This is a genomic window from Rhodococcus sp. Z13, assembly GCF_025837095.1.
In the GTDB taxonomy this organism is placed as follows: Bacteria; Actinomycetota; Actinomycetes; order Mycobacteriales; family Mycobacteriaceae; genus Rhodococcus; species Rhodococcus sacchari.
The window spans coordinates 1,081,327-1,106,905 of record NZ_CP107551.1; the positions used below are offsets into that span (position 1 = coordinate 1,081,327).

The window sequence follows — 25,579 nt, forward strand, 5'->3', positions numbered from 1 at the left end:
CGGCCCGATCCGACAGAACCAGGAACCCCGTTCACATGCAGAGAACTCTTCTGTCCGGGAAGATCCACCGCGCGACCGTCACCCAGGCGGACCTCCACTACGTGGGCTCGGTGACGATCGACCGTGATCTCATGGACGCTGCCGACATCCTCGAGGGCGAACTCGTGCACATCGTCGACATCGACAACGGTGCCCGCCTCGAGACCTATGCGATCGAGGGGCAGCGCGGCTCCGGCGTCATCGGCATCAACGGTGCTGCGGCACGGCTCATCTCGCCCGGCGACCTGGTGATCATCATGGCCTACCGCAACGTCGACGACGCGCAGGCCCGCGACTTCCGGCCGCGCGTGGTGCACGTCGACGAGCGCAACGCGATCGTCGATCTGGGTTCCGATCCGGCGCAACCCGTTCCGGGTGCGGTGGACCAGCTGTCCCCGCGCTGACCCCGGATACGCGTCTAGGTGGTGCCGCGGCGGCGCGCCTCGAGGGTCTCGACGGCCTGCTCGCGCAGCAGCCGCAGACGGGCGAGCGGACGTTCCGAGGCGGGGCTGCGCCAGTAGCCCGAGGCGTCCAGCATCTGCTTGGGGACGCCGATGCGCTTGGATACCGCGCGCAGTTCCTTCACGATCGACGCCTCACCGGCGATCCACATCCAGCCGTCCCCGGTGCGCGGGGCTCCGGCCTCGACGACCTGCGCCAGCACGTCCGCGTCCGGGACGCCGGGCCGGCGGTGCACCCACGTCACGCCCGTCAGGTCGGCCTGTTCCTCGGCCGGTCCGTCGACGAGGGCGAAGACGTGCATCGGCACGGTGCCGGAGAAGGTCTCGACGTAGCGGCCGAGGGCGGGCAGGGCGGTCTCGTCACCGGCGAGGACCCACCAGTCGGCGCCCTGCGGCGGGATGGTGGAGATCTTCGGGCCCGCGAGATGCAGCACGTCGCCCGGAGCGGCGCCCCGGGCCCAGTTGCCGGCGGGGCCGTGACCGTGCACCACGAAGTCCAGGTCGAGCTCGCCGGCCACCGGGTCGAAGCGGCGCACGGTGTAGGCGCGGGCGACGGGTGCGGGCTTACGGGGCCAGTGCAGGTGTCCGTCGTGCTGCTCGGGCAGGACGGGCAGCTCCTCGCCGGGCTCGGGAAGGAAGATCTTGACGTAGTCGTCGGCGCCCTCGGTCGTGAACGGCGGGGCGTCGTAGTCGCCGCTGCGGAACGCGCCGAGCTGGTCGCCGCCCAGCGTGACGCGCCGCATCCGGGGCGTCACGTCCACCGCACGCAGCACGGTCAGTCGTCGCAGGACGATGGGCAGGGAGACGCGGGTCGGGGGCGTCGTCACCGGCATGGTGAGCTCCTTCCGGACGGGGCCACCCGACAATACGGCGGGCGCGTCCCAGCTGATATGGTTAGGCAGCCCTAACTATATCCGGACGGAGGGGGCGGCGCCGTCCGGGCAGGTCAGTGATGCCGAGGAGAGTCCGTGGAATCGATCGAGAATCTGCCGTTGACCACTGCCCAGACGGGAATGTGGTTCGCGCAGCGGATCGACCCCGCCAATCCCACCTTCGTCACCGGGCAGTTCCTCGAGATCGAGGGCGACGTCGACCCCGCCGTCCTCGCCCGCGCCGTCCACACCGTCTTCGCTGAGTCCGCCGAACTGCGCACCCGCATCGACGACATCGACGGCACCCCCGTCCAGATCCCCGGCGCCCACCCCGCACCCGAGGTCGACGTCGTCGTCCTCACCGCCGAACACGATCCGCGGCAGACCGCCGTCGACGCGATGCGCGCCCAGCTGCGCGTGCCCGTGGACCCGTCCACCGAACCCGGTGTCGGAGCCCGCGTGTACGTCCTCGGCCCGCAGCACCTGCTGCTGTTCCTGCGTGCCCACCACAGCCTCCTCGACGTCTACGGTTACGGCCTGCTCGAACGGCGGATCGTCGCGGTGTACACGGGCCTCGTGCGCGGAGAGAGCGTCCCACCCGCCACCTTCGGTTCCGTCGCCGAACTCGTCGCCGAGGACGAGGCCTACCGCAGCGGCGACCGCGTCACCGCCGACCGCGAGTTCTGGACCGAGGCCCTGCGGGGCGCCCCCGAGGCCCTCGGCCTCGCCGAGAGCGCGGTGCCGCCGGCCTCCGCGCTCGCCCGCACCGTGGTCACCGAGTCCGTGCAGGTCCCCGGCGACGTCGCCGACGCCCTCGACGTGCTGGCACGTCGCGCCGGTGCCGGCTGGCCCGATCTAGTCACCGCCGCCGCGGCCGCCTATCTCGCCCGCGTGACCGGGGTGCACGACGTCGTGCTCGGCTTCCCGGCCATGAACCGCATGGGCAGCGCCGCCGCGAAGATCCTCACCACCGCCGTCAACGTCGTCCCCCTGCGCCTGCACGTCACCCCGGATGCGACGCTGGGCACCCTCGCCGCGACCGTGCGCGCCACCGTGGCCGCGCAGCAGCGCCACAGCCGCTACCGCGGCGAGGACATCCACCGCGACCTGCGCCTGCCCGCCACCAGCCCGGGGCTCGTCGGCCCGACCGTCAACATCAAGCCGTTCGGCGACACCGTCCGCTTCGGCGACGCGACCGCGACCGTGCACTCCCTCTCCCGCGGCCCCGTCCACGACCTCGCCGTCGTCGCCCGCCGCGTCGACCGCACCCGCGCCCTCGAACTGACCCTCGACGCCGACGCCGACCGCTACACCGCCGACGAGGTCGCCCGGCACGCGTCCGCGATCGCACGCCTGCTCACCGTCGCCGCGCAGGACGGGGGAGAGGACGCCCTGCTCGCCGGCGTCGACCTGCTCGACCCCGCCTTCCGCGCCGAACTCGAATCCCGTTGGCACGGAACCGCCGACACCGCACCGGTGCCCGACGCCCTGGAACTGTTCGACCGGCAGGTCGCGGCCGCGGGATCCACACCGGCACTCGTGGCGGGCGACGAACGCCTCACCTACGCCGAGCTGTCCGCGCGCGTCGACGCCGTCGCCGACCGGCTGCGGCGGGCCGGGGCCGGACGCGAGGTGATCGTCGCGCTCGCGCTGCCGCGCACCGCGGACATGGTCGTCGCGCTGCTCGCCGTGCTGCGCACCGGTGCCGCCTACCTGCCGGTCGATCCCGCCTTCCCGGCGTCCCGCATCGAGTACATGCTCGACGACGCGCGCCCGGCGATCCTGCTCACCACCGACGACTTCGCCGAGCGGCTCGGCGACACGGCACCCGCGGCCACCGCGGTGTTCCGCGACGGTGACCTGCACTGGCGCGCCGGTATCGAGCCCGATACGGCGGCGGCCCCGACCGGGGTCGTGCCCGAGCAGTCCGCCTACGTCATCTACACCTCCGGTTCGACGGGCCGCCCCAAGGGCGTCGTCCTGCCGCGCGGCGCACTCGCCCGCTTCGTCGATGCCGCCACCGGACTTGCCGGAATCGGCCCGGACACGCGACTTCTCGCCGTCACCACGCTGTCCTTCGACATCGCGGTGCTCGAACTGATCGTGCCGCTGTGCCGGGGCGGTGCCGTGGTGCTCGCCGGCGACGACGCGGCCCGCGACCCGGCCGCGCTCGGCACCCTCGCCGAGACGGAAGCGGTGACCTGCGTGCAGGCCACGCCGTCGCTGTGGAGCGCGATCGTCGAACACGGCGGTCTGCGCCTCGACCAGGTGGACGTGCTCGTCGGCGGCGAGGCCCTGTCCGCCGCCCTCGCCGAAACCCTCTCGGCGCGAACCCGTTCGGTCGTCAATATGTACGGACCCACCGAGACCACCGTGTGGTGCACCTCGACGCCCGTCGTGGCGGGCGAGCCGTGGACCGGCTCGATCGGCCGGCCCTATCCCGGCACCGGGGTGCGGGTCCTCGACCGTCAGCTGCAGCCCGTCCCCGCCGGTGTGGCCGGGGAACTCTACGTCGTCGGACAGCAGCTCGCCCGCGGCTACCGTGGCCGCGCCGATCTCACTGCGACCCGCTTCGTCGCCGACCCCTTCGGTGCGGGCCGGATGTACCGCACCGGAGACCTCGTGCGCTGGACCCCGGACGGCCGCCTGCAGTATCTCGGCCGCGGCGACCACCAGGTCAAGGTGCGCGGCCACCGCATCGAACTCGGCGAGATCGAAACCGCCGCAGTACAGTTCCCGGGCGTCACGCAGGCCGTCGTCGTCGCCCGCCCCGACGCGACCGGCACCGACCGGCTCGTCGGCTACGTCACCGGCACCGACGTCGACACCGCGGCACTGCACGGCTTCCTCCGCGACCGGCTACCCGAGTACATGGTGCCGTCGGTGACCGTCGTCCTCGACGAGTTCCCGCTCACCGCCAACCTCAAGGTCGACCGCAAAGCGCTGCCCGTCCCGGTGCTGGACACCCCCGACACCGGCCGCGATCCCGAGACCGCCACCGAACACGCCCTCGCCGCGATGTTCGCCGAACTGCTGGGCCTGCCCGAGATCGGTGTCGACGCCGACTTCTTCACCCTCGGCGGCACCTCCCTGTCCGCGACCCGCCTGGTCGCGCGGATCCGCTCCGCGCTCGACGTGGAGGTCTCGCTGCGCGACGTCTTCGACGCACCGACCGTCGCGCAGCTGGCGGTGGTCGTCGACGGCGCGAGCCCGGCCCGCCCCCGCTTCACGCCGGGACCGCGACCGGACCGGCTCCCGCTGTCCTCCGCACAGCGGCGCCTGTGGTTCCTCGACCGCACCCAGGGGCCCTCGCCCACCTACAACATCCCGTTCGCGCTCGACCTGCGCGGCGCCCTCGACGCCGACGCCCTGGACCGCGCCCTGGTCCACCTCGTCACCCGGCACGAGGTGCTGCGCACCGTCGTCGACGTGTTCGACGGCGAACCGGTGCAGCGCATCCTGGACGCCCCCGCGTCGATCCTGCAGGTCGCCGACGCCCCCGGCGGCGACGCCCGCCCGCTGCTCGACGCCGCCGCCCGCGTCCCCTTCGACCTCGGCCGCGACCGGCCGCTGCGCGCCCATCTGGTGCGCCGCGGACCGGACGATGCCGTGCTGCTGCTGGTCGTGCACCACATCGCCGGTGACGAGTGGTCGGCCGAGACGATGTTCGCCGACCTCGCCGCCGCCTACGCGGAAACGGTTGCAGGCCGCACCCCCGGTGCGGCGCCGGCCGGCCGCGCCTCCGACGCTGCGGCGCCGACCGGCCGCGCCTCCGACGCTGCGGCGCCGACCGGCCGCGCCTCCGACGCTGCGGCGCCGCGCGCCCAGTACGCCGACTTCGCCGTCTGGGAGCGGGCCCTCGCCGACGACCCGGCCGCCCGCGCGCTCCGCGACCGCGACCTCGCGTTCTGGCGCTCCACCCTCGCCGGGGCACCCGAGGAACTCGCCCTGCCCTACGACCGGCCGCGTCCCGCCGTGCCCAGCCACCGCGGCGACGAGGTGCAGGTCCGCGTCGACGACCGGCTGACCGGGGCGCTGCGCGCCGCGTGCGCCCGCACCGGGGTGAGCATGTTCATGCTGTCCCACGCCGCGGTCGCCACCCTGTTCTCCGCGCTCGGCGCGGGCGAGGACGTCGTGCTCGGCGCCCCCGTCGCGGGCCGCGCCGACAGCGGCCTCGAGGACATCGTCGGCTTCTTCGTCGACACCGTCGCCCTGCGCGTCGACCTGTCGGGCGATCCCACCACCGAGGAGGTCCTGGCGCGGGTGCGCCGCGCCGACCTCGCGGCACTGGCCCACCAGGAGGTGCCCTTCGACGAGGTCGTCGATGCCGTGGGCGTCACCCCCTCGCTCGCGCGGCACCCGCTGTTCCAGACGATGGTGCAGTACCGCACCACCCCGCCGGTCCCGGCGCTCGGCGACGCGGTCGCGACGGCGTCCTATCTGTCCACCGGCACCGCCAAGTTCGACCTGACCGTCGACGTCGTCGACTCGGGTGAGCGCCTGGACATCCGGCTCGAGTACGCGCAGGACCTCTATGACCGGGTGAGCGTCGAACGGCTCGGCAGCCGGCTGCTCACGGTGCTCGCCGCCTTCGCCGACGCCGAACCCCGGCACCTGTCGGCGCTCGACGTGCGCACCGACGCCGAACGCGTCGCCGACACCGCCGCGGCGACCCCGGCCACCACGCGCCTGCTGCCCGATCTGCTCGCCGACGCGGTCGAGCAGCACGCCGACCGCACCGCGCTCGTCGCGGGCACGACCACTCTGACCTACCGGGACTTCGGTGCCCGCGTGCACCGCTGCGCCCGCGTCCTCGCCGAGCGAGGGATCGGGCCGGGCAGTGTCGTCGCCGTCGCGGCCCCGCGTTCCGAGGCCACCGTCGTCGCCCTGGCCGCGGTCGTCGCGGCCGGTGCCGCCTATCTGCCCGTCGACCTGTCGTATCCGGCCGCGCGCATCGAATTCATGCTCACCGACGCCGCACCCGATCTCGTGCTGGTCGCCGGCGTGGACGCCGTGCCGGGCACCGCACCGCAGCTGGCCCTCGCCGATCTCGCCGCCGCCGCGGACGGCCGTGCCGGAGCGCCGCTCACCGACGCCGACCGCACCCGCGCGCTGCATCCGGCCGACGGCGCCTACGTCGTCTACACCTCCGGTTCGACCGGCACCCCCAAGGGTGTGCTGGGAACCGCTGCGGCCCTGGCCAACCGGCTCGCCTGGCAGTCCACGCGGGTCCGGCCGTCCGTCGACGACGTGCGCCTGGCCAAGAGCTCGCTGAGCTTCATCGACGGCTCCACCGAACTGTTCGCCGGTCTGCTCTCCGGTGCCACGCTGGTCCTCGCCGACGACACCGCCTCCCGCGACGTCGAGGCCCTCGCCGACCTCGTCGTCGCGCACCGGGTGCGCATGCTCACCGCGGTGCCGAGCCTCGCCGAGGCTCTCGCCACCTCCCGGCCCGACGCGACGGAACAGGTCGACACCTGGTTCCTCAGCGGTGAAACTCTCGGCGCCAACGTGATCGCGGCGCTGCCCGGTGCTCGGGTGATCAACTCGTACGGTTCGTCCGAGGTCGCCGGCGACGTCACGACCTGGACGGCACCCGCCGTCGGGGCCGATCGTGTCCGCATCGGCACACCCGTCGACGGGGTCACCGCCCGCATCCTCGACCGCTGGCTGCGCCCGGTTCCGGACGGGGTGACCGGTGAACTCTACGTCGGCGGGATCCAGTCGGCCCGCGGCTATCTCGGCCGCCCCGACCTGACTGTGACGCGGTTCGTCGCCGACCCCGCCGGCACCGGCGAGCGTCTGTTCCGCACCGGAGACCTGGTGCGCCGCACCGCGACCGGCGATCTCGAGTTCGTCTCCCGCGCCGACCACCAGATCTCCCTGCGCGGCTTCCGCATCGAGCCGGGGGAGATCGAGGCCGCGCTGCTGAACCATCCGGCCGTGACCGCCGCGCTCGTCACCGTGCGGCCGTCCGCCTCGGGCACCGACCTGCTCGTCGGCTACGTCGTCGCATCCGAGACGCCGGGACCCGACACCGCGGCCCTGCAGGACCACCTGCGCGCGGTGGTGCCGGACTACATGATCCCGGCGGCCTTCGTCGTGCTCGACGAGATGCCCACCCTGCCCAACGGCAAGGTCGACCGCGCGGCGCTGCCCGACCCGGCCGACATGCGCAGCAGCCGTGAGCCCGCCACCGAGGACGAACGTGCGGTCTGCGAGGTCCTCGCGGAACTGCTCGGCGTCCCCGACGTCGGACCGGACGACGACTTCTTCGCGCTCGGCGGCAATTCGCTTCTCGCGACCCGCTTCTCGTCTGCACTGCGTGCCCGCGCCGGACGCAACCCGTCGATCCGCGACATCTTCGACCTGCGCACGCCCGCCCGGATCGCGGCATCGGTCCCCGCCGAGGCCACCGGGCCCGAACTGGCGCCGCGCGAACACGGGGATCTCGCGCCGATGTCCGCGGCCCAGCGTCGCCTGTGGTTCCTGTTCCGCCTCGAGGGCGCGTCGGCGACCTACAACATCCCGTACACGATGCGGTTGCGCGGCGACCTCGACCTCGACGCGATGCGAGAGGCCCTGCGCCGCCTGATCGCCGGGCACGAGACGCTGCGCACGGTGTTCACCGAGGCCGGCGAGGACGACGCCGAGGCGATCGGCTACCAGCGCGTCCTGCCCGCCGACGAGTGCACTCCCGAGCTGCGGATCGTCGACGCGACACCGGACGAACTCGACGACCTGCTCGTCGAGGCGTCGCGGTATCCCTTCGACCTCGCGCACGACCTGCCGATCCGTGCGACCCTGGTGCGCACCGCACCCGACGACGCGCACCTGGTGGTGCTCGTGCACCACATCGCCGCCGACGAATGGTCCGCTACCCCGCTGGTCGCCGACCTGTCCGCCTGGTACGCGCACCTGACCACCGGCTCGCCCGCCCCGGCCCCGCTGCCGGTGCAGTACCGCGACTTCACCCTCTGGCAGGGCGAACGCCTCGAGCAGGGGCTGCGGGAGGAGCAGACCGAGTACTGGGCACGCGTCCTCGCCGGTGCCCCCGAGGAACTCGACGTGCCCCGCGACCGCCCGCGCGGCGCCGTGAGCAGCTACCGAGGTGGCGCCGTGCCGTTCACGGTGGATGCCGGCACCCGCGAGACCCTCGCCTCCGTCGCGGCCGAGTCCGGCGCGACGATGTTCATGCTCACCCACGCGGCCGTCGCGGCGCTGCTGCACGCGCACGGCGCCGGCACCGATATCGTGCTCGGCACGCCGGTCGCGGGTCGCCCCGACGCGGCACTCGACCGGATCGTCGGGTTCTTCGTCAACACCCTGGTGCTGCGCACCGACCTGTCCGGCGACCCCACGGTGCGTGAACTCCTCACCCGGGTGCGCGAGACCGACCTCGACGCCTACGCCCACCAGGACCTGCCGTTCGAGGTGCTGGTCGAACGGCTCGCCCCCGCACGCTCGCTGGCCCGCCAGCCGCTGTTCCAGATCATGGTGCAGTACCGCGACCGGCTCGACGGGATCCGCATGCCGGGCCTGACCGCCGAACCCGTCTTCGTCGAGACCGGCACCTCCAAGTTCGACCTGACGTTCGACCTCGCCGAGACCGACGGCGGCGCCATCCGCGGCCGGATCGAGTACGCCACCGACCTGTTCGACCACGCCACCGTCGACGGCTTCGCCCGGCGCCTGACCGCCCTGCTCGAGTCGGTCGCCCGGCGGCCCGACGCGCGACTGTCGCAGCTCGACGTGCTCACCGCCGACGACCGCGCCGCACTCGCGGCCGCCGAGACCGGCCCGGTCGTGGCGGAGGATCCCGTCACGATCCCGGAGCTGTTCTCCCGGCAGGTCGCCGCGACACCCGACGCGCTCGCCCTCGTCGACGACGCGACCGGAACTCAGTGGACCTACGCGGAACTCGACCGTGCCGTCGCGGCCCTCGCCGGGCGGCTGCGCGCCGTGCCCGGGGTGGGAGTCGACGCCGTCGTCGCGGTGGCGATCCCGCGGAGCGTCGCACTGGTGGTCGCGCTGCTGGCGATCCACCGCGTCGGCGCCGCCTACCTGCCGCTCGACGAGAACTACCCGGCGGAGCGGCTCGCGTACATGATGAACGACGCGCGGCCGGTCGCCACGGTGACCGTCCCCGGCTCCACCGTCCCGGAGGCTCCCGGTGCGGTGGTGCTCGAGGTAGGCGAATTCGGTTCGGCCACAGGGGAGCATGCCGAGCCGGTGACGGTTCCGACGCCGATGCCCGCCGACCGTGCGGCCTACGTGCTCTACACCTCCGGTTCCACCGGCACCCCCAAGGGTGTCGTGGTCGGGCACCGCGCGATCGCGAACCGGCTGCGGTGGATGCAGGACGAATACGGCCTGACCGCGGACGACCGGGTCCTGCAGAAGACCCTCTCCGGTTTCGACGTGTCGGTGTGGGAGTTCTTCTGGCCGTTGATCACCGGAGCGACCCTCGTCGTCGCGACTCCCGACGGTCACCGCGACCCGCACTACCTGCGCGACGTGATCGCCCGCCGGTCGGTCACCACGGCGCACTTCGTGCCGTCGATGCTCGCCGCGCTGCTCGACGTCCTCGCCGAGCAGGACGAGAAGCTGCGCCTGACCCGGGTGGTGTGCAGCGGTGAGGCGCTCACCGCCGACCACCGCGACCGCTTCCACACATATGTCGACGCCGAACTGCACAACCTCTACGGCCCCACCGAGGCGGCGGTGGACGTCACCGCGGCACCCGTTCCCGCACAGGACATCCCGTGGGTGCCGATCGGACGTCCCGTCGACAACACGCGCACCCTCGTCCTCGACGAGCGGCTGCGGCCGGTGCCGCCGGGCGCGACCGGTGAGCTCTACCTCGGCGGTATCCAGCTCGCCCGCGGCTACCACCGCCGCCCGGACCTGACCGCGAGCCGCTTCGTCGCCGATCCCTACGGGGCACCGGGGGAGCGGCTGTACCGCACGGGCGACCTGGTGCGCCTGCGCGACCGCGGCCGGGGACTCGAACTCGACTACATCGGCCGCGCCGACGGCCAGGTCAAGCTCCGCGGCCTGCGCATCGAACTCGGGGAGATCGAGGCGACGCTGGTCGCCCATCCGGACGTGGCGCAGAGCGCCGTGATCGTGCGGGGCGGCATGCTCGCCGCCTACGTGGTGCCCGTCGCCGGACACGGGATCGACACCGCGGAGCTGATCGCGCACGCCGCGACCACCCTGCCCGACCACATGGTCCCGGTCACCGTCACCGTCCTCGAGGCGCTGCCCTCGAGCCCGAACGGCAAGCTCGACCGCCGCGCGCTGCCCGACCCCCAGCCGACCGTCTCGTCGCGCCGCGTGCCCGAGGGCCCGGTCGAGACCGCCCTGTGCACACTGTTCGCCGAGGCCCTGCGTCTCGACGTCGTCGGCCCCGACGACGACTTCTTCGCGCTCGGCGGTGACAGCATCGTCTCGATGCGGGTCGTCGCCGCGGCACGACGCCGGGGCATCGAACTCGGCCCGCGGGAGATCTTCCGCTGGCGCACCCCCGCAGCCCTCGCCGCCCAGGTGCAGGTCGACGAGACCACCGGGGACACCGAGCAACCGACCGGGCCCGTGGACGACCGTGATCCCGGCCCGGTGCCGGTGCCGCCCGCCGTGCACGCGCTGCGCGAGACCGGCACCGAACCGGCCGGGGCGGCCCTCGTGTTCGCGATCGACGCACCGGCCGCCGTGGGGGAGACGCAGGTCGTCGAGGCCGTGCGCACGGTGGTCGCCGCGCACGACGCACTGCGCATGCGGCTCACCCGTGTCGCATCGGTGCTGTGGTCGCTCGACACCACCGCAGGCGACGAGGCATCCGTGCCGGTGCGGACCGTCGAGACCACGGACCTGTCCGCCGCCGAGGAACAGGTCCGCGGCGAGATCGCGGCCGCGCTCGACCCCGAGTCCGGTGTGGTGCTCGCGGCGACCCTGCTCACCTCCGGTGACGCCGCCCGGCTCGTGGTGGCGGTGCACCCGTGCGTCGCGGACACACGGTCCGTGGCGGTCCTCGCCGCGGACCTGCACGCCGCGCTGACCGGAGCCACCGTCGCGGCGCCCGCCGCGACCGCCCGCGGCGCCGCGACCCGGCTCAACGAGCGGGCACAGGACCCGGCGCTGCTCGCCGAACTCGCCCACTGGGCGCAGGTCCTCGTGCCGGGTGCGGCGCTGAGCACCGCGGTGCTTCCGGTGGCCGAGCCGTCGGGGCCGATCGAGGTCGAGACCGCGGTGACGGGGGAGGAGGACCCCGCCCTCGTCGCGGTCGCCGCCCTCGCCGTCGCCCGCGCCCGCACCGGTGCCGCCGGCGAACTGCTCGTCGAACTCGAACGCGACGCCCGCCGTGTCACCGAGGACGAACCCGACTGCACCCGCACCGTCGGACCGTTCGCCGTCGGGGTGCCCGTCCGGGTGCAGGTCGCCGACGATCCGGATGCGGCGGCCGCGGCGGTGACGGCTGCGCTGGACGCGGTGCCGGGAGACGGCAGCGGATATGCCCTGCTGCGGCATCTCAATGCTCAGGCGGCACCCGCCTTCACGGCGCTGGCCCGGCCCGACGTCCTGGTCCGGTCCGAGCCGCTGCCCGTGGACCGACGGGTGCCGGCCGCGCACGCGGTCGAGCTGTCGGTGCGGATCGAGGAGCGGGCGGACGGGCGTGTCCTCGTCGCCGCGCTGCGGTCGGACGGGCGGTTGTCCGAGGACGAGGTCGGTGCGCTCGCGGAAGCGTGGTCGGAGGCGGTGAACAGCCCTGTCCGAGCGGGGTGAGATCCCCACCGCGCGCCTAGTATGGTTAGCCTAACCATTAGATAGTCGTCCTGTTGCATACCCGCGGGTTCCCGCGGCGACCCGTGGGAGTGAGTGCTTACATGTCGGTGTTTCCCGTGACCCGAGCTCAGCGGACCATCTTCTTCGGTCATCAGCTCGACGTCACCGGGCACCTCTACAACACCGGCATGTACACCGAGAGCGTCGGTGACGACATCGACATCGACCGGATGATCGAAGCGGTCCGATCGGTCCTCGACGCCGCCGAGACCCTCCACGTCAACTTCGACGTCGACGCGGACGGCAACGTCGTCCAGATCCCCCGCGCGACCCGCGAGTGGGAGCTGCCCGTCCTCGACTTCCGCGACGAGGACGACCCGGTGGCAGCCTCCGACCGCTGGATGCGCGAGACGATGAGCGAACCGCAGGACCTCGCGCGCGACCTGCTGTTCCGCTTCGCCGTCCACCGGATCGCCGACGACCGCGTGCGGCTGTACCAGCAGTACCACCACATCATCAACGACGGATACGGCATCGCCATGGCGACCGCCGCCATGACCAAGGCGTACGTCGAGGGCAAGGGTCCCGACCGCGCGGCCGACTGGACCGTCGAACGCTACGTCCGCGTCGACGAGGAGTACGTCGCGAGCGAGCAGCGCGAACTCGACCGGAAGTACTGGCTCGCCGAGATGGAGGACCTGCCGGAGGTGACCCGGCTGCTCGGATCCGGGCGGGTCTCGAGCCCCGGCGAACTCATCGCCTGGTCGAACCTCGACGGCGTCGGCCGCGAACGCCTCGAGCGGTACGCCAAGGCGCACGGCACCCGCCCCGCCACCGTGCTCATCGCGCTGCTCGGCACCTACATCGCGCGTGCCACCCGCCGCCGCGACGTCGTGCTCAGCCTGCCCACCACCGCGCGCGGGGCCCGCGAACTGCGCACCATGCCCGCGATGGTCGCGAGCGTCCTTCCGCTGCGCTTCGACGTCCCCGACGACGCGCGCCTGTCCGACATCGCCGCGACCATCGACGGCAAACTGCTCGGTCTGCTCAAGCACGGCCGGTACCGCGGCGAGGACCTCGGCCGCGAACTCGCCGAGATCGACCCGGACTGGCGGCCCCCGACCGTGGGCGTGAACATCATGCCCGCGTCCGCCTCCCGGTACACCGTGGGCCGGGAGTCCCGCGCCCACATGCTGTCCTCCGGCCCGGTCGGCGAACTCGAGTTCATCGTCGTGCTGGAGAAGGCCGGCCACCCCGTGGAGATCGGCCTTCGCGGACACGCCGACGACGCCCCGCTCGCCCGGCAGTGCGCCGCCGCCCTGGACGCCTTCCTCGCCGACATCCTCACCGACCCCGAGGCGCCGCTCGGCACCTTCGACGTCGCCCCGGCCCCGGTCCTCGGGGACGTCACGGACCCGCAGCACGAGGAGACCCTCCCCGGCCCGATCGCGCTGATGCCCGCCACCGCGCGACGCCGGGACGTCGGCGTGGACGTCGCCGCCGACCTGCGCGAACACCGCCTGCCCGCACCCGAGGGTCTCACCGAGGACGCCCTGCGCGCCGCGGTCGCCGCCGTGGTCCGGCACCACCCCGCGCTGCGCACCACCCTCACCGCCCCGGCTCCGGTGCTGTGGCTGCTGTCGGTGAACGACGCCGCCGGACTCGACGCCACGAGCCTCGTCACCACCGCGGCGCTGCCCACCGGCACCGCCACCACGGAACTCGCCGGCCGCCCCGATCCTGCCGCGGGCCGCATCCTGACCGCCGTGTGGCTGACCGAAGCCGAGGAGGGGGCGGGCGAACTCGTCCTCCTCGCCCCGGCCGCCCTCGTCGACGAGACCTCCTGGTCGATCGTCACCGCCGACCTGCACCGTGCCCTGCGTGCCGCACGTCGCGGCACGGAGATCACGCTGCCGCCCGTGCCCACATCGCCGGCCACGCACGCCCGCGTCTTCACCGAACAGGCCGCGTCACCGCAGCGTCTCGCCGAGCTGCCCGACTGGATGACCACCGTCGCGCCCGGCGCCGAGTTCGCGGCAGCGGTGGCCTCCGGCCGGATGCGGACGCCCGTGACCCTCACCCTGACCGGCGACGAATACGATACGGCGACAACCGCGGTCGCCGGGCTCGTCTCGGGTGACGCCACCGACGTGTGGGCCGCGGTGACCGCCGCCGCGGTCGCCCGTCTCCGCGAGGGGGCCGAAGGCGAACTGCTCGTCGACATCGCCCGCGACGGCCGCGTCCCGCTGGTCCCCGGCACCGACCTCGGCCGCACGGTCGGCGCCCTCGACTGGACGACCCCGGTGCGCCTGACACTCACCGCCGACCCGCTTAACGCCCTGCGCGCCGCGAAGGAACGCCTGCGCGCCGCTCCCGACCGCGGTATCGGCTGGCCGATGCTGCGCTACGCCAACGTCCAGGCCGGACCGGCCCTCGCGCCGCTCACGCAGCCGCAGGTGCTCGTGCGCTCCTCCGGCGACCGGATCGGCTCCTACCTGCTCGACATCCACGTCGACAACGGAACCGATGGTGCGGCAGTCCGTTTCACCGCCGACGACGCGCTCGACGCGGACCTCGTGACACGATTCGCCGACGCGTGGCGCGCGGTACTCGACGACCTGCTCGACCGCGCCGACGCGGCCTCGGGGAAGACGACGCTCACCCCGTCCGATCTCGGGTATCTCACCCTGAGCCAGGCCGAGATCGACCGCGTCGCTCGCATCGCCCCGGTGCGGATCGAGGACATCTGGCCGCTGTCCCCGCTGCAGCGCGGCCTGTACTTCCAGTCGGTCTTCGACACGTCGAAGGACATCTACACCGCCCAGTTCTCGCTGGACTTCGGGCACCGCCTCGACGTGCCCCGCCTGCGTCGCGCCGCCGCCCGCCTGCTCGCCGAGAACCCCACCGTGCGAGCCGGTTTCACCGACGACGGCCTGTCCGATCCGGTGCAGTTCATCGGCTCCCCGGATCTCGAGGTGCCCTTCACCGAGGTCGACCTGACCGGCCTCGACCCGGCCGAACAGCAGGCCCGCGCCGAGAAGCTGATCGAGGAGGACCGGCTGCAGCCGTTCGACCTCGCCACCCCGCCGCTGTGGCGCATGCTCCTGCTGCACCTCGACGGCATAGACCGCCTCGTGGTCAACCGCGAGTTCATCCTCTGGGACGGCTGGTCCGGCGCGCTGTTCGTCGACGAACTGCTCGCCCGCTACGCCGGTGACGAGATCGCCGCTCCCGAAGCCGGTTTCACCGACTACCTCGCCTGGCTCGCGACCCGCGACCGTGCCGCCGCCGAACAGGCCTGGCGCGACGAGTTCTCCGGCTTCGACAAGCCCACCCTGCTGGCCGGGTCCACCCGCGACCGCGCCGCCATCGTGCCGCTGCGCATCGAGTCGTACATCGACGAGGAGCTCACCACGGCGCTGCGCGAGCGTGCCCGCAGCACGGGCGTGACCCTGAACGCGTTGATGAACGCCGTCGTCGGCCTGCTGCTCGCGGCCGAATCCGGCAGCACCGACGTCGTGTTCGGCTCCACCGTTGCCGGCCGCCCCACCGAGATCGTCGGCCTCGACCGCGTGATCGGCATGTTCCTCAACACCGTCCCGGTGCGGGTGCGCATGTCGGGCGCCGAGACCCTCACCGCTCTGCTGCGCCGCATGCAGGACGAGTACGTCGACCGGATGGAGTTCGAGTACCTCGGGCTCGGCGACATCCTCCGTGCCGTCGGCCACTCCGAACTGTTCGACACCCTGTTCGTGCTGCAGAACTTCAAGGACGCCGAGCAGATGGCGCGGCAGTCCGAGCGGTACGACATCGTCGCCGAGGACAGCCTCGACCACACGCACTACCCGCTCGCGATCGTCGTGTCACCCGGGCGGACCATGCACGTCAAGATCGACTACCGGCCGGACGTCGTCGACGCCGCCCGCGCGCAGGCGCTGCACGACCGGTTCGTGGCGCTGCTCGGATTCGTCGCCGGCGACGGCGACCTGCCGGTCGCGGCCGTGCCCGCCCTGACCGCCGCCGAGCGGACCGTCACCGAGGCCCGGCTGCGCGCCGGGATCCCCGCGGTCGAGGACGTCACGATCGCGGAGATGCTCATCGCCCGCGCCGCGACCGACGGCGAACGCACCGCCCTCGTCGCCGGTGGGGAGAGCTGCACCTACCGCGAGCTCGCCGGGCGCGTCGAAGCGCTGGCCCGCACGCTGATCCGCCGGGGCGCCGGCCCCGAGACGATCGTGTGCCTCGGCCTGCCCCGCAGCATCGACACGGTCGTCGCCCTGTTCGCGATCCTGCGCACCGGTGCCGCCTACCTGCCGCTCGAGCTCGACCAGCCCGACGAGCGCCTGCGCACCGTGATCGACGACGCGCAGCCCGCACTGTTCCTCACCACCGGGGCGGTGCAGGAGCGGCTCGGCCTGCCCGCCGACCACAGCATCCGCCTCGACGAGACGGTCTTCGGCGCGGCCGACATGCAGCCGCTCACCGACGCCGAACTCGGGGCCTTCGCACCCGGCCGCCCGGGTCGCCTCGAGCATCCCGCCTACGTCATCTACACCTCCGGTTCCACCGGCCGGCCCAAGGGCGTCGTCACGCCCTATCGCGGCCTGACCAACATGCAGCGCAACCACCAGGACGAGATCTTCGACCCGGTGGTCTCCTCGGTGGACGGACGGCGGATGCGCGTCGCGCACACCGTCTCCTTCGCGTTCGACATGTCCTGGGAGGAGCTGCTCTGGCTCGTCGAGGGCCACGAGGTGCACGTCTGCGACGAGGACCTGCGCCGCGACGCGACCGCGCTCGTCGCCTACTGCGACACCCACGCCATCGACGTCGTCAACGTCACCCCCACCTACGCCACCCAGCTGATCGCCGACGGTCTGCTCGACAAGGGGGAGGGGCAGCACCGTCCGCCGCTGGTCCTGCTCGGCGGTGAGGCCGTGTCGGATTCGGTGTGGACCCGGCTGCGCGAGACCGACGGCACCCTCGGCTACAACCTCTACGGCCCCACCGAGTACACGATCAACACCCTCGGCGGCGGCACCGGCGACAGCGCCACCCCCACGGTCGGTGTGCCCATCCGCGCGACCCGCGCCTACATCCTCGACCCGTGGCTGCGGCCGGTCGTCGACGGTGTGGTCGGCGAGCTGTACATCGCGGGTGTGGGCCTGGCCCGCGGCTACCTGAACCGCCCGGACCTCACCGCGGACCGCTTCGTCGCCGACCCGTGGTCGGAGGGTGGGCGCATGTACCGCACCGGCGACCTGATGCGCCTGCGGCCCGACGGCAACCTCGACTACCTCGGCCGCGTCGACGACCAGGTCAAGATCCGCGGCTACCGCGTCGAACTCCACGAGATCGAGGCCGTGCTCGAATCGCACCCCGAGGTCGGCACCGCCGCGGTGATCGCCGTCGACGACCCGCTCGTCCCCGGCACCAAGCGCCTCGCCGCCTACGCGGTCCCGGTCCCCGGCACCGACACCGACGAGCTGTCCGCGCGGCTCGTCGCCCACCTGCGGGCCCAGCTGCCGGACTACATGGTCCCGGCCGCCGTGCAGCTCATCGACACCGTGCCGATGACGGTCAACGGCAAGCTCGACACCCGCGCCCTGCCCGAACCGCAGGCCCCCACCGGTCTCGGCGGCCGAGCCCCGCGCACCGAGACCGAACGCGCCCTGTGCGAGGTCTTCGCCGACGCGCTCGGCCTCGACGAGGTCGGCGCCGACGACGACTTCTTCGAACTCGGCGGGCACTCGATGATCGCCATGCGCATCGTCGGCCGGATCCGCTCGGAACTCGGTGTGGACCTGAACATCCGGGACCTGTTCGAGGCACGCACCGTCGAGGAGATCGCCCGGCGCATCCCCGCCGCCGGTGCCGCGCTGCCGCCGCTGACCGTGCAGGAACGCCCCGACCGGGTGCCGCTGTCCGCGGCCCAGGAGCGGCTGTGGCTGCTGCAGCAACTGCAGGACGACAGCCTCGCCTACCACTACGCGCACGTCGCCCGCCTCGACGGCGCCGTCGACGCCGACGCCCTCGCCGCCGCGGTCACCGACCTCGTGGAACGGCACGAAAGCCTGCGCACCGTCATCGAATCCGAGGACGGAAGCCCGTTCCAGCGGATCCTGCCGGCGAGCGAGGCCGTGCGCTTCGAGCTCACCGAGGCCGCGGACGAGGACACCGTCCGCGCGCTGCTCACCGAGCGGCTGACCGCGTCGTTCGACCTGCGCACCGATCCGCCGCTGCGCGTGGTGCTGGTGCGCATCGCCCCGGACCGGCACGTCCTCGCCGTGGTCCTGCACCACGTCGCCACCGACGAGTGGTCGGACGCACCGCTGCTCGGCGACCTCACCCGCGCCTATCTCGCCCGCTCCGGTGGGACGGCACCGGACTGGGCGCCGCTGCCGGTGCAGTACGCCGACTACGCCCTGTGGCAGCGCGAGCTGATCGAGGCCGGTCTGATCGACAGCCGCGTCGAATACTGGACCGACACCCTCGCCGGGTTGCCCGACGAGATCGTGCTGCCCACCGACCGGCCGCGTCCCGCGCAGCCCACCGGTACCGCCGGGAACACCACCGCGACCCTGCCCGCCGACATCGCCGGCCGGCTCCGCACCGTCGCCGAGAGCCGCGGCGGCACCATGTTCATGGCTCTGCACGCGGCCACCGCGGCGCTGCTGTCGCGGCTCGGCGCGGGCGAGGACGTCGTCGTCGGCACCCCGGTCTCCGGCCGGTCCGACACCGCCCTCGACGACCTCGTCGGCTTCTTCGTCAACACCCTCGTGCTGCGCACCGACCTGTCCGGCGATCCGACCTTCGCCGAACTCCTCGACCGCGTGCGCGAGACCGACCTCGCGGCGATGGCCCACCAGGAGGTGCCCTTCCAACAGCTCGTCGAGCGGCTCGCCCCGCCGCGGGTGGAGGGACGCAACCCGCTGTTCCAGGTGATGGTCAGCTACCTGCAGCGCCCCGCGCAGCTGCCCGACCTGCTCGGCGTCCCCACCCGCTGGGAGCCGCTGAGCAACGTCCGCGCCAAGTTCGACCTCAACCTCACCTTCGTCGACGCCCCGGACACCGGCGAGGTCGCGGTCTCCGTCGAATACGCCGCCGACCTGTTCGACGCGGCCACCGTCGAGACCCTCCTCGGGGCGCTGCTGACCCTGCTGGAGAAGGTCGCCGACACCCCCGACGCGCGCATCGGTGCCGTCGCCCTCCTCGACGAGGACGACGCGGCCCGCCAGCTCGCCGTCGGCACCGGTGAAGCCGTGGCGTTCCCGCTCACCACGCTGAGCGGGACGCTCGCCGCCGCAGCCGCCGAGCACGCGGCCCGTCCGGCGCTCGAGGCAGCCGACCGCACCCTCACCTACGCCGACCTCGACGCGGCCTCCAGCCGTCTGGCCCGCGAACTCGCGGCGCTCGGCGCCGGCCCGGGCGAGATCGTCGCCGTGGCCGTGCCGCGGTCGGTGGAGCAGGTCGTCGCGATCCATGCCGTCGTGAAATCCGGTGCGGCCTACCAGCCGATCGACACCACGCTGCCCGCCGCCCGCATCGAGTACCTGCTCGGCGACGCGCAGCCGCGGGTCGTTGTGACCCGCAGCGACGTCGAACTGCCGGGCGACCACGAGCGACTCGACCTCGATGCTCCCGAGGTCCGCGCCCGCATCGACGCCCGGGACCCCGCGCCGCTGTCGGATGCGGACCGGACCGCGCCCCTGACGCTCGACCACCCGGTGTACGTCATCTACACCTCGGGCTCGACCGGTCTGCCCAAGGGCGTCGTCGTGTCGCACCGCGCCGTGGCGAACCGCCTGGCCTGGGTGCAGCGCGCGCTGCCGCTGGTGCCGGAGGACCGGGTGCTGCTGCGCACCCCCGCCACCTTCGACGTGTCGGTGTGGGAGTTGTTCGCGCCCTTCGCCGAAGGCGCCGCCGTCGTCGTCGGCGGACCGGACGCCCACCGTGACCCCGCCGAGGCCGGGCAGCTGCTGCGCGACGGCGGCGTCACCGTCGCCCACTTCGTGCCGTCGATCCTCGAGGAGACCCTCGCCGTCCCTGCGACCGCCGGGGCCACCGCGCTGCGCCGCATCGTGTGCAGCGGTGAGGCACTGTCGCCGCGCACCGTCGACCGGGCGGCGAAGGTGCTGCCGCAGGTGCGGATCCACAACCTCTACGGTCCGACGGAAGCGGCCGTCGAGGTCACCCTCGACGCCGACCCCGTATCCCGGATCGGTTCGCCCGCACGCGGTTCGGTCATCGGCCGGCCCGGCGCGAACGTGGGCCTGTACGTGCTGGACCGGAACCTGCATCCGGTCCCGGCCGGCACCCCCGGCGAGCTGTACATCGGCGGGGTGCAGGTCGCGCAGGGGTACCTGCGGCGCCCGGCCCTCACCGCGCAGCGGTTCGTCGCCGATCCCTTCGGCGGACCGGGGGCACGCCTGTACCGCACGGGCGACCTCGCCCGCTGGGACACCCGCGGCGAACTCGAATATCTCGGCCGCGGCGACGACCAGATCAAGCTGCGCGGTCTGCGCATCGAGCTCGGCGAACTCGAAGCGGCCCTCGAGGCCGTGACGGGTGTCACCCGCGCTGTGGCCACCGTCAAGCCCGGACCGGCCGGCGACGACGTACTCGTCGGATACGCAGTCCCCGCACCGGGGTCCGACCTCGATCCGGCGGACGTGCGCGGCGCACTCGTCGGACGGATCCCCGACTACCTGCTGCCCGCGCGGGTGCTGGTGATCGACACGGTCCCGACGAACTTCAACGGCAAGCTCGACCGGAACGCCCTGCCGGCACCGGAGTTCGACACCGCCACCGACCGGGCGCCGCGCACCGAACTCGAGGCGACGATCGCCGGATTGTTCGCCGCCGCACTGGGGCTCGACGAGGTCGGCATCGACGACGATTTCTTCGCGCTCGGCGGCCATTCGCTCGCGGCGATCCGGCTCGTCAACGCGATCCGCTCCGAACTCGGCGTCGAGCTCGCGGTGCGTGCCGTCTTCGACGCCCCGACCGTGGAGTCGCTGGCGCAGCGGTGCGCCGGCGCCGAACAGGTCGCCCCGCGCCCCGCCCTGGTGCCGGTGCGGCCGCGGCCGGAGCGTGTGCCGCTGTCCTACGCGCAGCAGCGGTTGTGGATCCTCGATCAGTTCGGTGCCCGCGGCGGTGTCTACAACGTGCCCGTCACCTGGCGGATCCACGGGCCCGTGGACGTCGCGGCCCTCGAGATCGCCGTCCGCGACGTCGTGCTGCGGCACGAGGCCCTGCGCACCGTCTTCCCGGCCCCCGACGGGCAGCCGCACCAGCTGGTGCTCGCCCCCGAGGAGGTGCGGGTGGTCGCCGACCGCCGCACCGTCGCCCCGGAGGACGTGCGCGACACCCTCGCCGCGGTGATCGACCACCGCTTCGACCTCGCCGCCGACCTCCCGGTGCACCTGGCGGTGCTCGACACCGGGGACGACACCGTGGTGGCGCTGGTGATCCACCACATCGCGGTCGACGAATGGTCCACCAAGGCGCTGCTCACCGATCTCGCCACCGCCTACGCGCTGCGGCAGGTGGGGCAGGAACCCGAGTGGGCGCCGCTGCCCGTGCAGTACACCGACTTCACCCTGTGGCAGCGCGAACTGCTCGGCGACGCCGCCGATCCCGGCTCGCTCGCCGCCCGGCAGCGCGACCACTGGCGGCAGGCCCTCGCCGGGCTGCCCGAGGAACTGCCGCTGCCGGTGGACCACACCCGCCCGGCCCGCACCACCTACCGCGGTGGCGCGGTGCCCTTCGCGCTCGACCCCGAGATCGTCCGGGCCCTGCGGGAACTCGCCCGCGCGCACGACGTGTCGATGTTCATGGTCGTGCAGGCCGCGGTCGCGGTGCTGCTGTCCGCCTACGGTGCGGGCGAGGACATCCCGCTCGGCACTCCGGTGTCCGGGCGCAGCGACGCGCAGCTCGAGGATCTCGTCGGCTTCTTCCTCAACACCCTCGTGCTGCGCACCGACCTGTCCGGCGATCCCACCGTCGCGGAACTGCTCGACCGGATCCGCCGCACCGACCTCGAGGCGTTCGACCACCAGGACCTGCCCTTCGAGCAGGTGGTCGACGCGGTGCTCGGCTCCGACCGGTCCGTCTCCCGCGCGCTGCACCCGCTCTTCCAGGTGATGATCGTCTATCTGGTCGAGCCGGATCCGCGCAGCGCCGGTGGGCTCGCGGCGGGTGTCACCCCCGAACCGCACCCGATGGAGACCTCGAAGTTCGACCTGTCCTTCGACCTCGTCGAGTACGCGGGGACCGACACCGTCGTGGGTGTCGTCGAATACAGCTCGGATCTGTACGAGCGGGCCACCGTCGAACGGTTCGCGGCCGGACTCGACCGGGTCCTGCGTGCCCTGGCCGAGGACGGGGCTCAGCGGCACCTGTCGGCCATCGACGTGCTGGCCACGGAGGAACGCGCACGGCTCGAGAGCTGGCGCGCGACCCCCGCGCTGGACGCCGGGACCGCCACGGCCGCCGACCTGTTCGACGACGCCGTCGCCCGCTACCCGCACGAGACCGCGCTCGTCGCGGACGGTCTCGAACGGACCTTCGCCGAACTCGCGTCGCAGGTCCGCCGCTGGGCGCGCCTGCTCGTCGACGAGGGCGTCGGACCGGAACAGCGGGTCGCGCTGGTGCTGCCCCGCACCGCCGACACGATCGCGGCGATGCTCGCGGTGCTCGTCTCCGGCGGCGCCTACGTCGCGGTCGAACCCCGCACGCCTGCAGAGCGTCTCGCGGCGATCCTCGGTACCGCGGCCCCGAAGGTCGTGCTCACCACCGGCGAGCTCGCGGGCTCGCTGCCGGAGACGGACGCGGCGGTACTCGCGGTCGACGACGAGGCTCTGGCCGTCCGGGTCGCGGGATACGACGACGCCCCGCTCACCGACGCGGACCGGCTCGCCCCGCTGCGCGCCGACCACCCGGCCTACGTCGTGTACACCTCCGGCACCACCGGCACCCCCAAGGGGGTCGTCGCGCTGCACCGCGGCCTGACCGCGCTGTTCCGCAGCCATCGGGCCGATCTGTACGTGCCGACGCAGGCACGTGCCGGACGGGACCGCCTGCGGGTGGGCCACGCGTGGTCGTTCGCCTTCGACGCGTCGTGGCAGCCGCAACTGTGGCTGTTCGACGGGCACGCCGTGCACGTCGTCGACGAGCGGGTCCAGCGCGACCCCGCCGAGATGGTGCGCATCGCCCACGAGTCCGGCTGGGACTTCCTCGAGGTCACCCCCTCGCACCTCGCGCAGCTGCTCGACCACGGTCTCGCCGACGACGGGAAGTGCCCCGCCTCCCTCGGTTTCGGTGGCGAGGCCGTCTCGCAGCCGATGTGGGACCGCCTGCGCGGACTCGGTGGGGACGGACTCGGTGGGGACGGACTCGGCAACGTCGGTGCCTACAACCTCTACGGCCCCAGCGAGAGCACGGTCGACGCGCTGGTGGCGCGGGTCTCCGACGCCGAGACACCCGTGACGGGACGGCCCGTCGCCGGCACCCGCGCCTACATCCTCGACAAGTGGATGCGGCCCGTGCCCATCGGTGTGGAGGGCGAGCTGTACCTCGCCGGCCGCGGCCTGACCCGCGGCTACCTCGCCGACCCGGGCCGCACCGCCGACCGGTTCGTCGCCGATGCGATCGATCCGGAGTTCCCCGGCGACCGCATGTACCGCACGGGTGACCGCGCCCTCTGGACGCCCGACGGGCACATCCGGTACCGCGGTCGCGGCGACGACCAGATCAAGATCCGCGGCTACCGCATCGAACCGGCCGAGATCGAGACGGTGCTGTCCTCGCAGCCGGGTGTCGCCGACACCGTGGTCCTGGCCCGCACCGACCTCGGTGCCGTGGCACGTCTGGTCGCCTACGTGGTGCCCGCCGGACACGGTCTCGACGCGGAGACCCTGCGCCGGGCCGTCGGCCGGGTCCTGCCGGACTACATGGTGCCGTCCGCCACGGTGATCCTCGACGCGCTGCCGAAGCTCGCCAACGGCAAGATCGACCGTGCCGCCCTGCCGCGGCCCGAACTCGCCCCGCGCGAGTTCCGGGCGCCGTCCACCCCGGCAGAGGAGCTGCTGTGCACGCTCGCCGCGGAGGTCACCGGCGCCGACCGGGTCGGTGTCGACGACGACCTGCTCGAACTGGGATGCGACAGTATCTCGGTGATGCGGATTCTCGGCGGGCTGCGTACGGCCGGTTACACGGTCGACGCGGAGTCGGTGTTCACCAGCGGCTCGATCGGTGAACTCGCGGCGATGCTCGGCGAGACCGACCGTGCCGGCCACGCCGAACGAGGATCGACGAGTCCGTCCACTTCCACACCCACTGGTTGTGCCCCAACAGAGGAGAATCGATGAGGATCCACAAGCGACTGCGCCGGATCGGCGTCGCCCTCGCCGCCACCGCCGTGCTGGCCGGTGTCGCGGCGTGCGGTTCGGACACCGACAGCGACACCACGGCCGAGACCACGGTCGCGGCCGAAGGGCAGTTCCCGGTCACCGTCAGCGGCAAGTTCGGTGAGGTGACCGTCGAGGCCGAGCCCACTCGGGCCCTGCCCCTGTCGCCGCAGGACGCCGACATCCTGCTGTCGCTCGGCGTCACGCCGATCGCGCTCCCCGTCGATGCACAGAACCTCGCCGCCACCAACGGCACCGGCGTGTGGCCGTGGGAGGCCGAGGCCCTCGGCGGCGACGTCCCGCCGCTGCTGGACATGGACGCCGGCGCCACCGTGATCGCCGAGAAGATCGCCGCGCTGCAGCCCGACATCATCGTCTCCACCGGCTTCTGGGGGCTCGAGGAGAACACCTACGGCCAGCTCTCCGAGCAGTTCCCGGTCGTGCACTTCGACGTCCGCGCGAACGGTGAGCCGTGGCAGGACTCCACCCGCAAGGTCGCCGCGGCCCTCGGCATCCCGGAGAAGGCCGAGGAGGTCATCGAGCAGGCCGAGGTCGATCTCGCCGCGGCCACGGAGCAGTACCCCGCCCTCGAGGGTGCCACCTACAACGCGATCATCGGTGACACCGGTGGCCAGCTGTCGGTGCTCGCCTCCGACGACCGCGGCATCGGCCAGTTCCTGAGCTCGCTCGGCCTCGAGCTCAGCGAGTACGCGACCACCCTGCCCGTCGACGCCGACGGCCGCGGTGTGCTGTCCTACGAGCAGATCTCGCAGCTCGACGCCGACCTGCTCGTCGTCGTCTCGCCCACCGGCGATCTCGGCTACCTCACCAAGTTCGAGGCCTGGAACCGGCTGCCCGCCGTCGAACGCGGCGCGGTCGTCTCCCTCGCCCGCAACACCGGAATCCCGAACGCGGTCGGCTTCCCGTCCTCGCTGTCGCTGAAGTGGGCGACCGACGAGGTCGCTCCGATGCTGGCCGACGCCGCCGCGAAGTCCGAGTGACGGACCGGTAC

General features: G+C 73.1%; 5 protein-coding genes. 4 read left to right on the top strand and 1 reads right to left on the bottom strand.

Features of this window, described 5'->3' with window-relative positions; all coding sequences use genetic code 11:
* The first annotated feature begins 35 nt into the window (after positions 1 to 35).
* A complete protein-coding gene (gene panD / locus OED52_RS05105) occupies positions 36 to 443 on the top strand; it encodes an aspartate 1-decarboxylase (RefSeq protein WP_264153599.1) in 408 nt (135 codons plus the stop codon).
* A 14-nt stretch (positions 444 to 457) separates the two neighbouring features.
* Here panD and OED52_RS05110 read toward each other — a convergent pair whose 3' ends face one another.
* Positions 458 to 1,333 carry a siderophore-interacting protein gene (locus tag OED52_RS05110; protein WP_264153600.1) on the bottom strand — a complete coding sequence of 292 codons (876 nt, stop codon included), beginning with the start codon at positions 1,331 to 1,333 and terminating at the stop codon, positions 458 to 460.
* A gap of 135 nt (positions 1,334 to 1,468) precedes the next feature.
* Here OED52_RS05110 and OED52_RS05115 point away from each other — a divergent pair, with 135 nt between their 5' ends.
* The 3 genes from OED52_RS05115 (at position 1,469) to OED52_RS05125 (ending at position 25,568) form a co-directional block, all read left to right on the top strand.
* Entirely contained in the window at positions 1,469 to 12,157 is a 10,689-nt protein-coding gene (locus OED52_RS05115) for a non-ribosomal peptide synthetase (protein WP_264153601.1), read from the top strand.
* A gap of 101 nt (positions 12,158 to 12,258) precedes the next feature.
* On the top strand, positions 12,259 to 24,528 hold the full coding sequence (locus OED52_RS05120; RefSeq protein WP_413247716.1) for an amino acid adenylation domain-containing protein: 12,270 nt from the start codon (positions 12,259 to 12,261) through the stop codon (positions 24,526 to 24,528).
* Positions 24,525 to 25,568, top strand: coding sequence for an ABC transporter substrate-binding protein (locus OED52_RS05125; RefSeq protein WP_264153603.1), 1,044 nt, complete (start codon positions 24,525 to 24,527; stop codon positions 25,566 to 25,568). The genes OED52_RS05120 and OED52_RS05125 overlap by 4 nt, the downstream gene beginning before the upstream one ends.
* Positions 25,569 to 25,579: the final 11 nt, after the last annotated feature.

Coding starts and splice junctions, on each gene's coding strand:
- OED52_RS05120 (WP_413247716.1), top strand. CDS start 12,259: ATGTCGGTGTTTCCCGTGACCCGAGCTCAGCGGACCATCTTCTTCGGT.
- panD (WP_264153599.1), top strand. CDS start 36: ATGCAGAGAACTCTTCTGTCCGGGAAGATCCACCGCGCGACCGTCACC.
- OED52_RS05110 (WP_264153600.1), bottom strand. CDS start 1,333: ATGCCGGTGACGACGCCCCCGACCCGCGTCTCCCTGCCCATCGTCCTG.
- OED52_RS05125 (WP_264153603.1), top strand. CDS start 24,525: ATGAGGATCCACAAGCGACTGCGCCGGATCGGCGTCGCCCTCGCCGCC.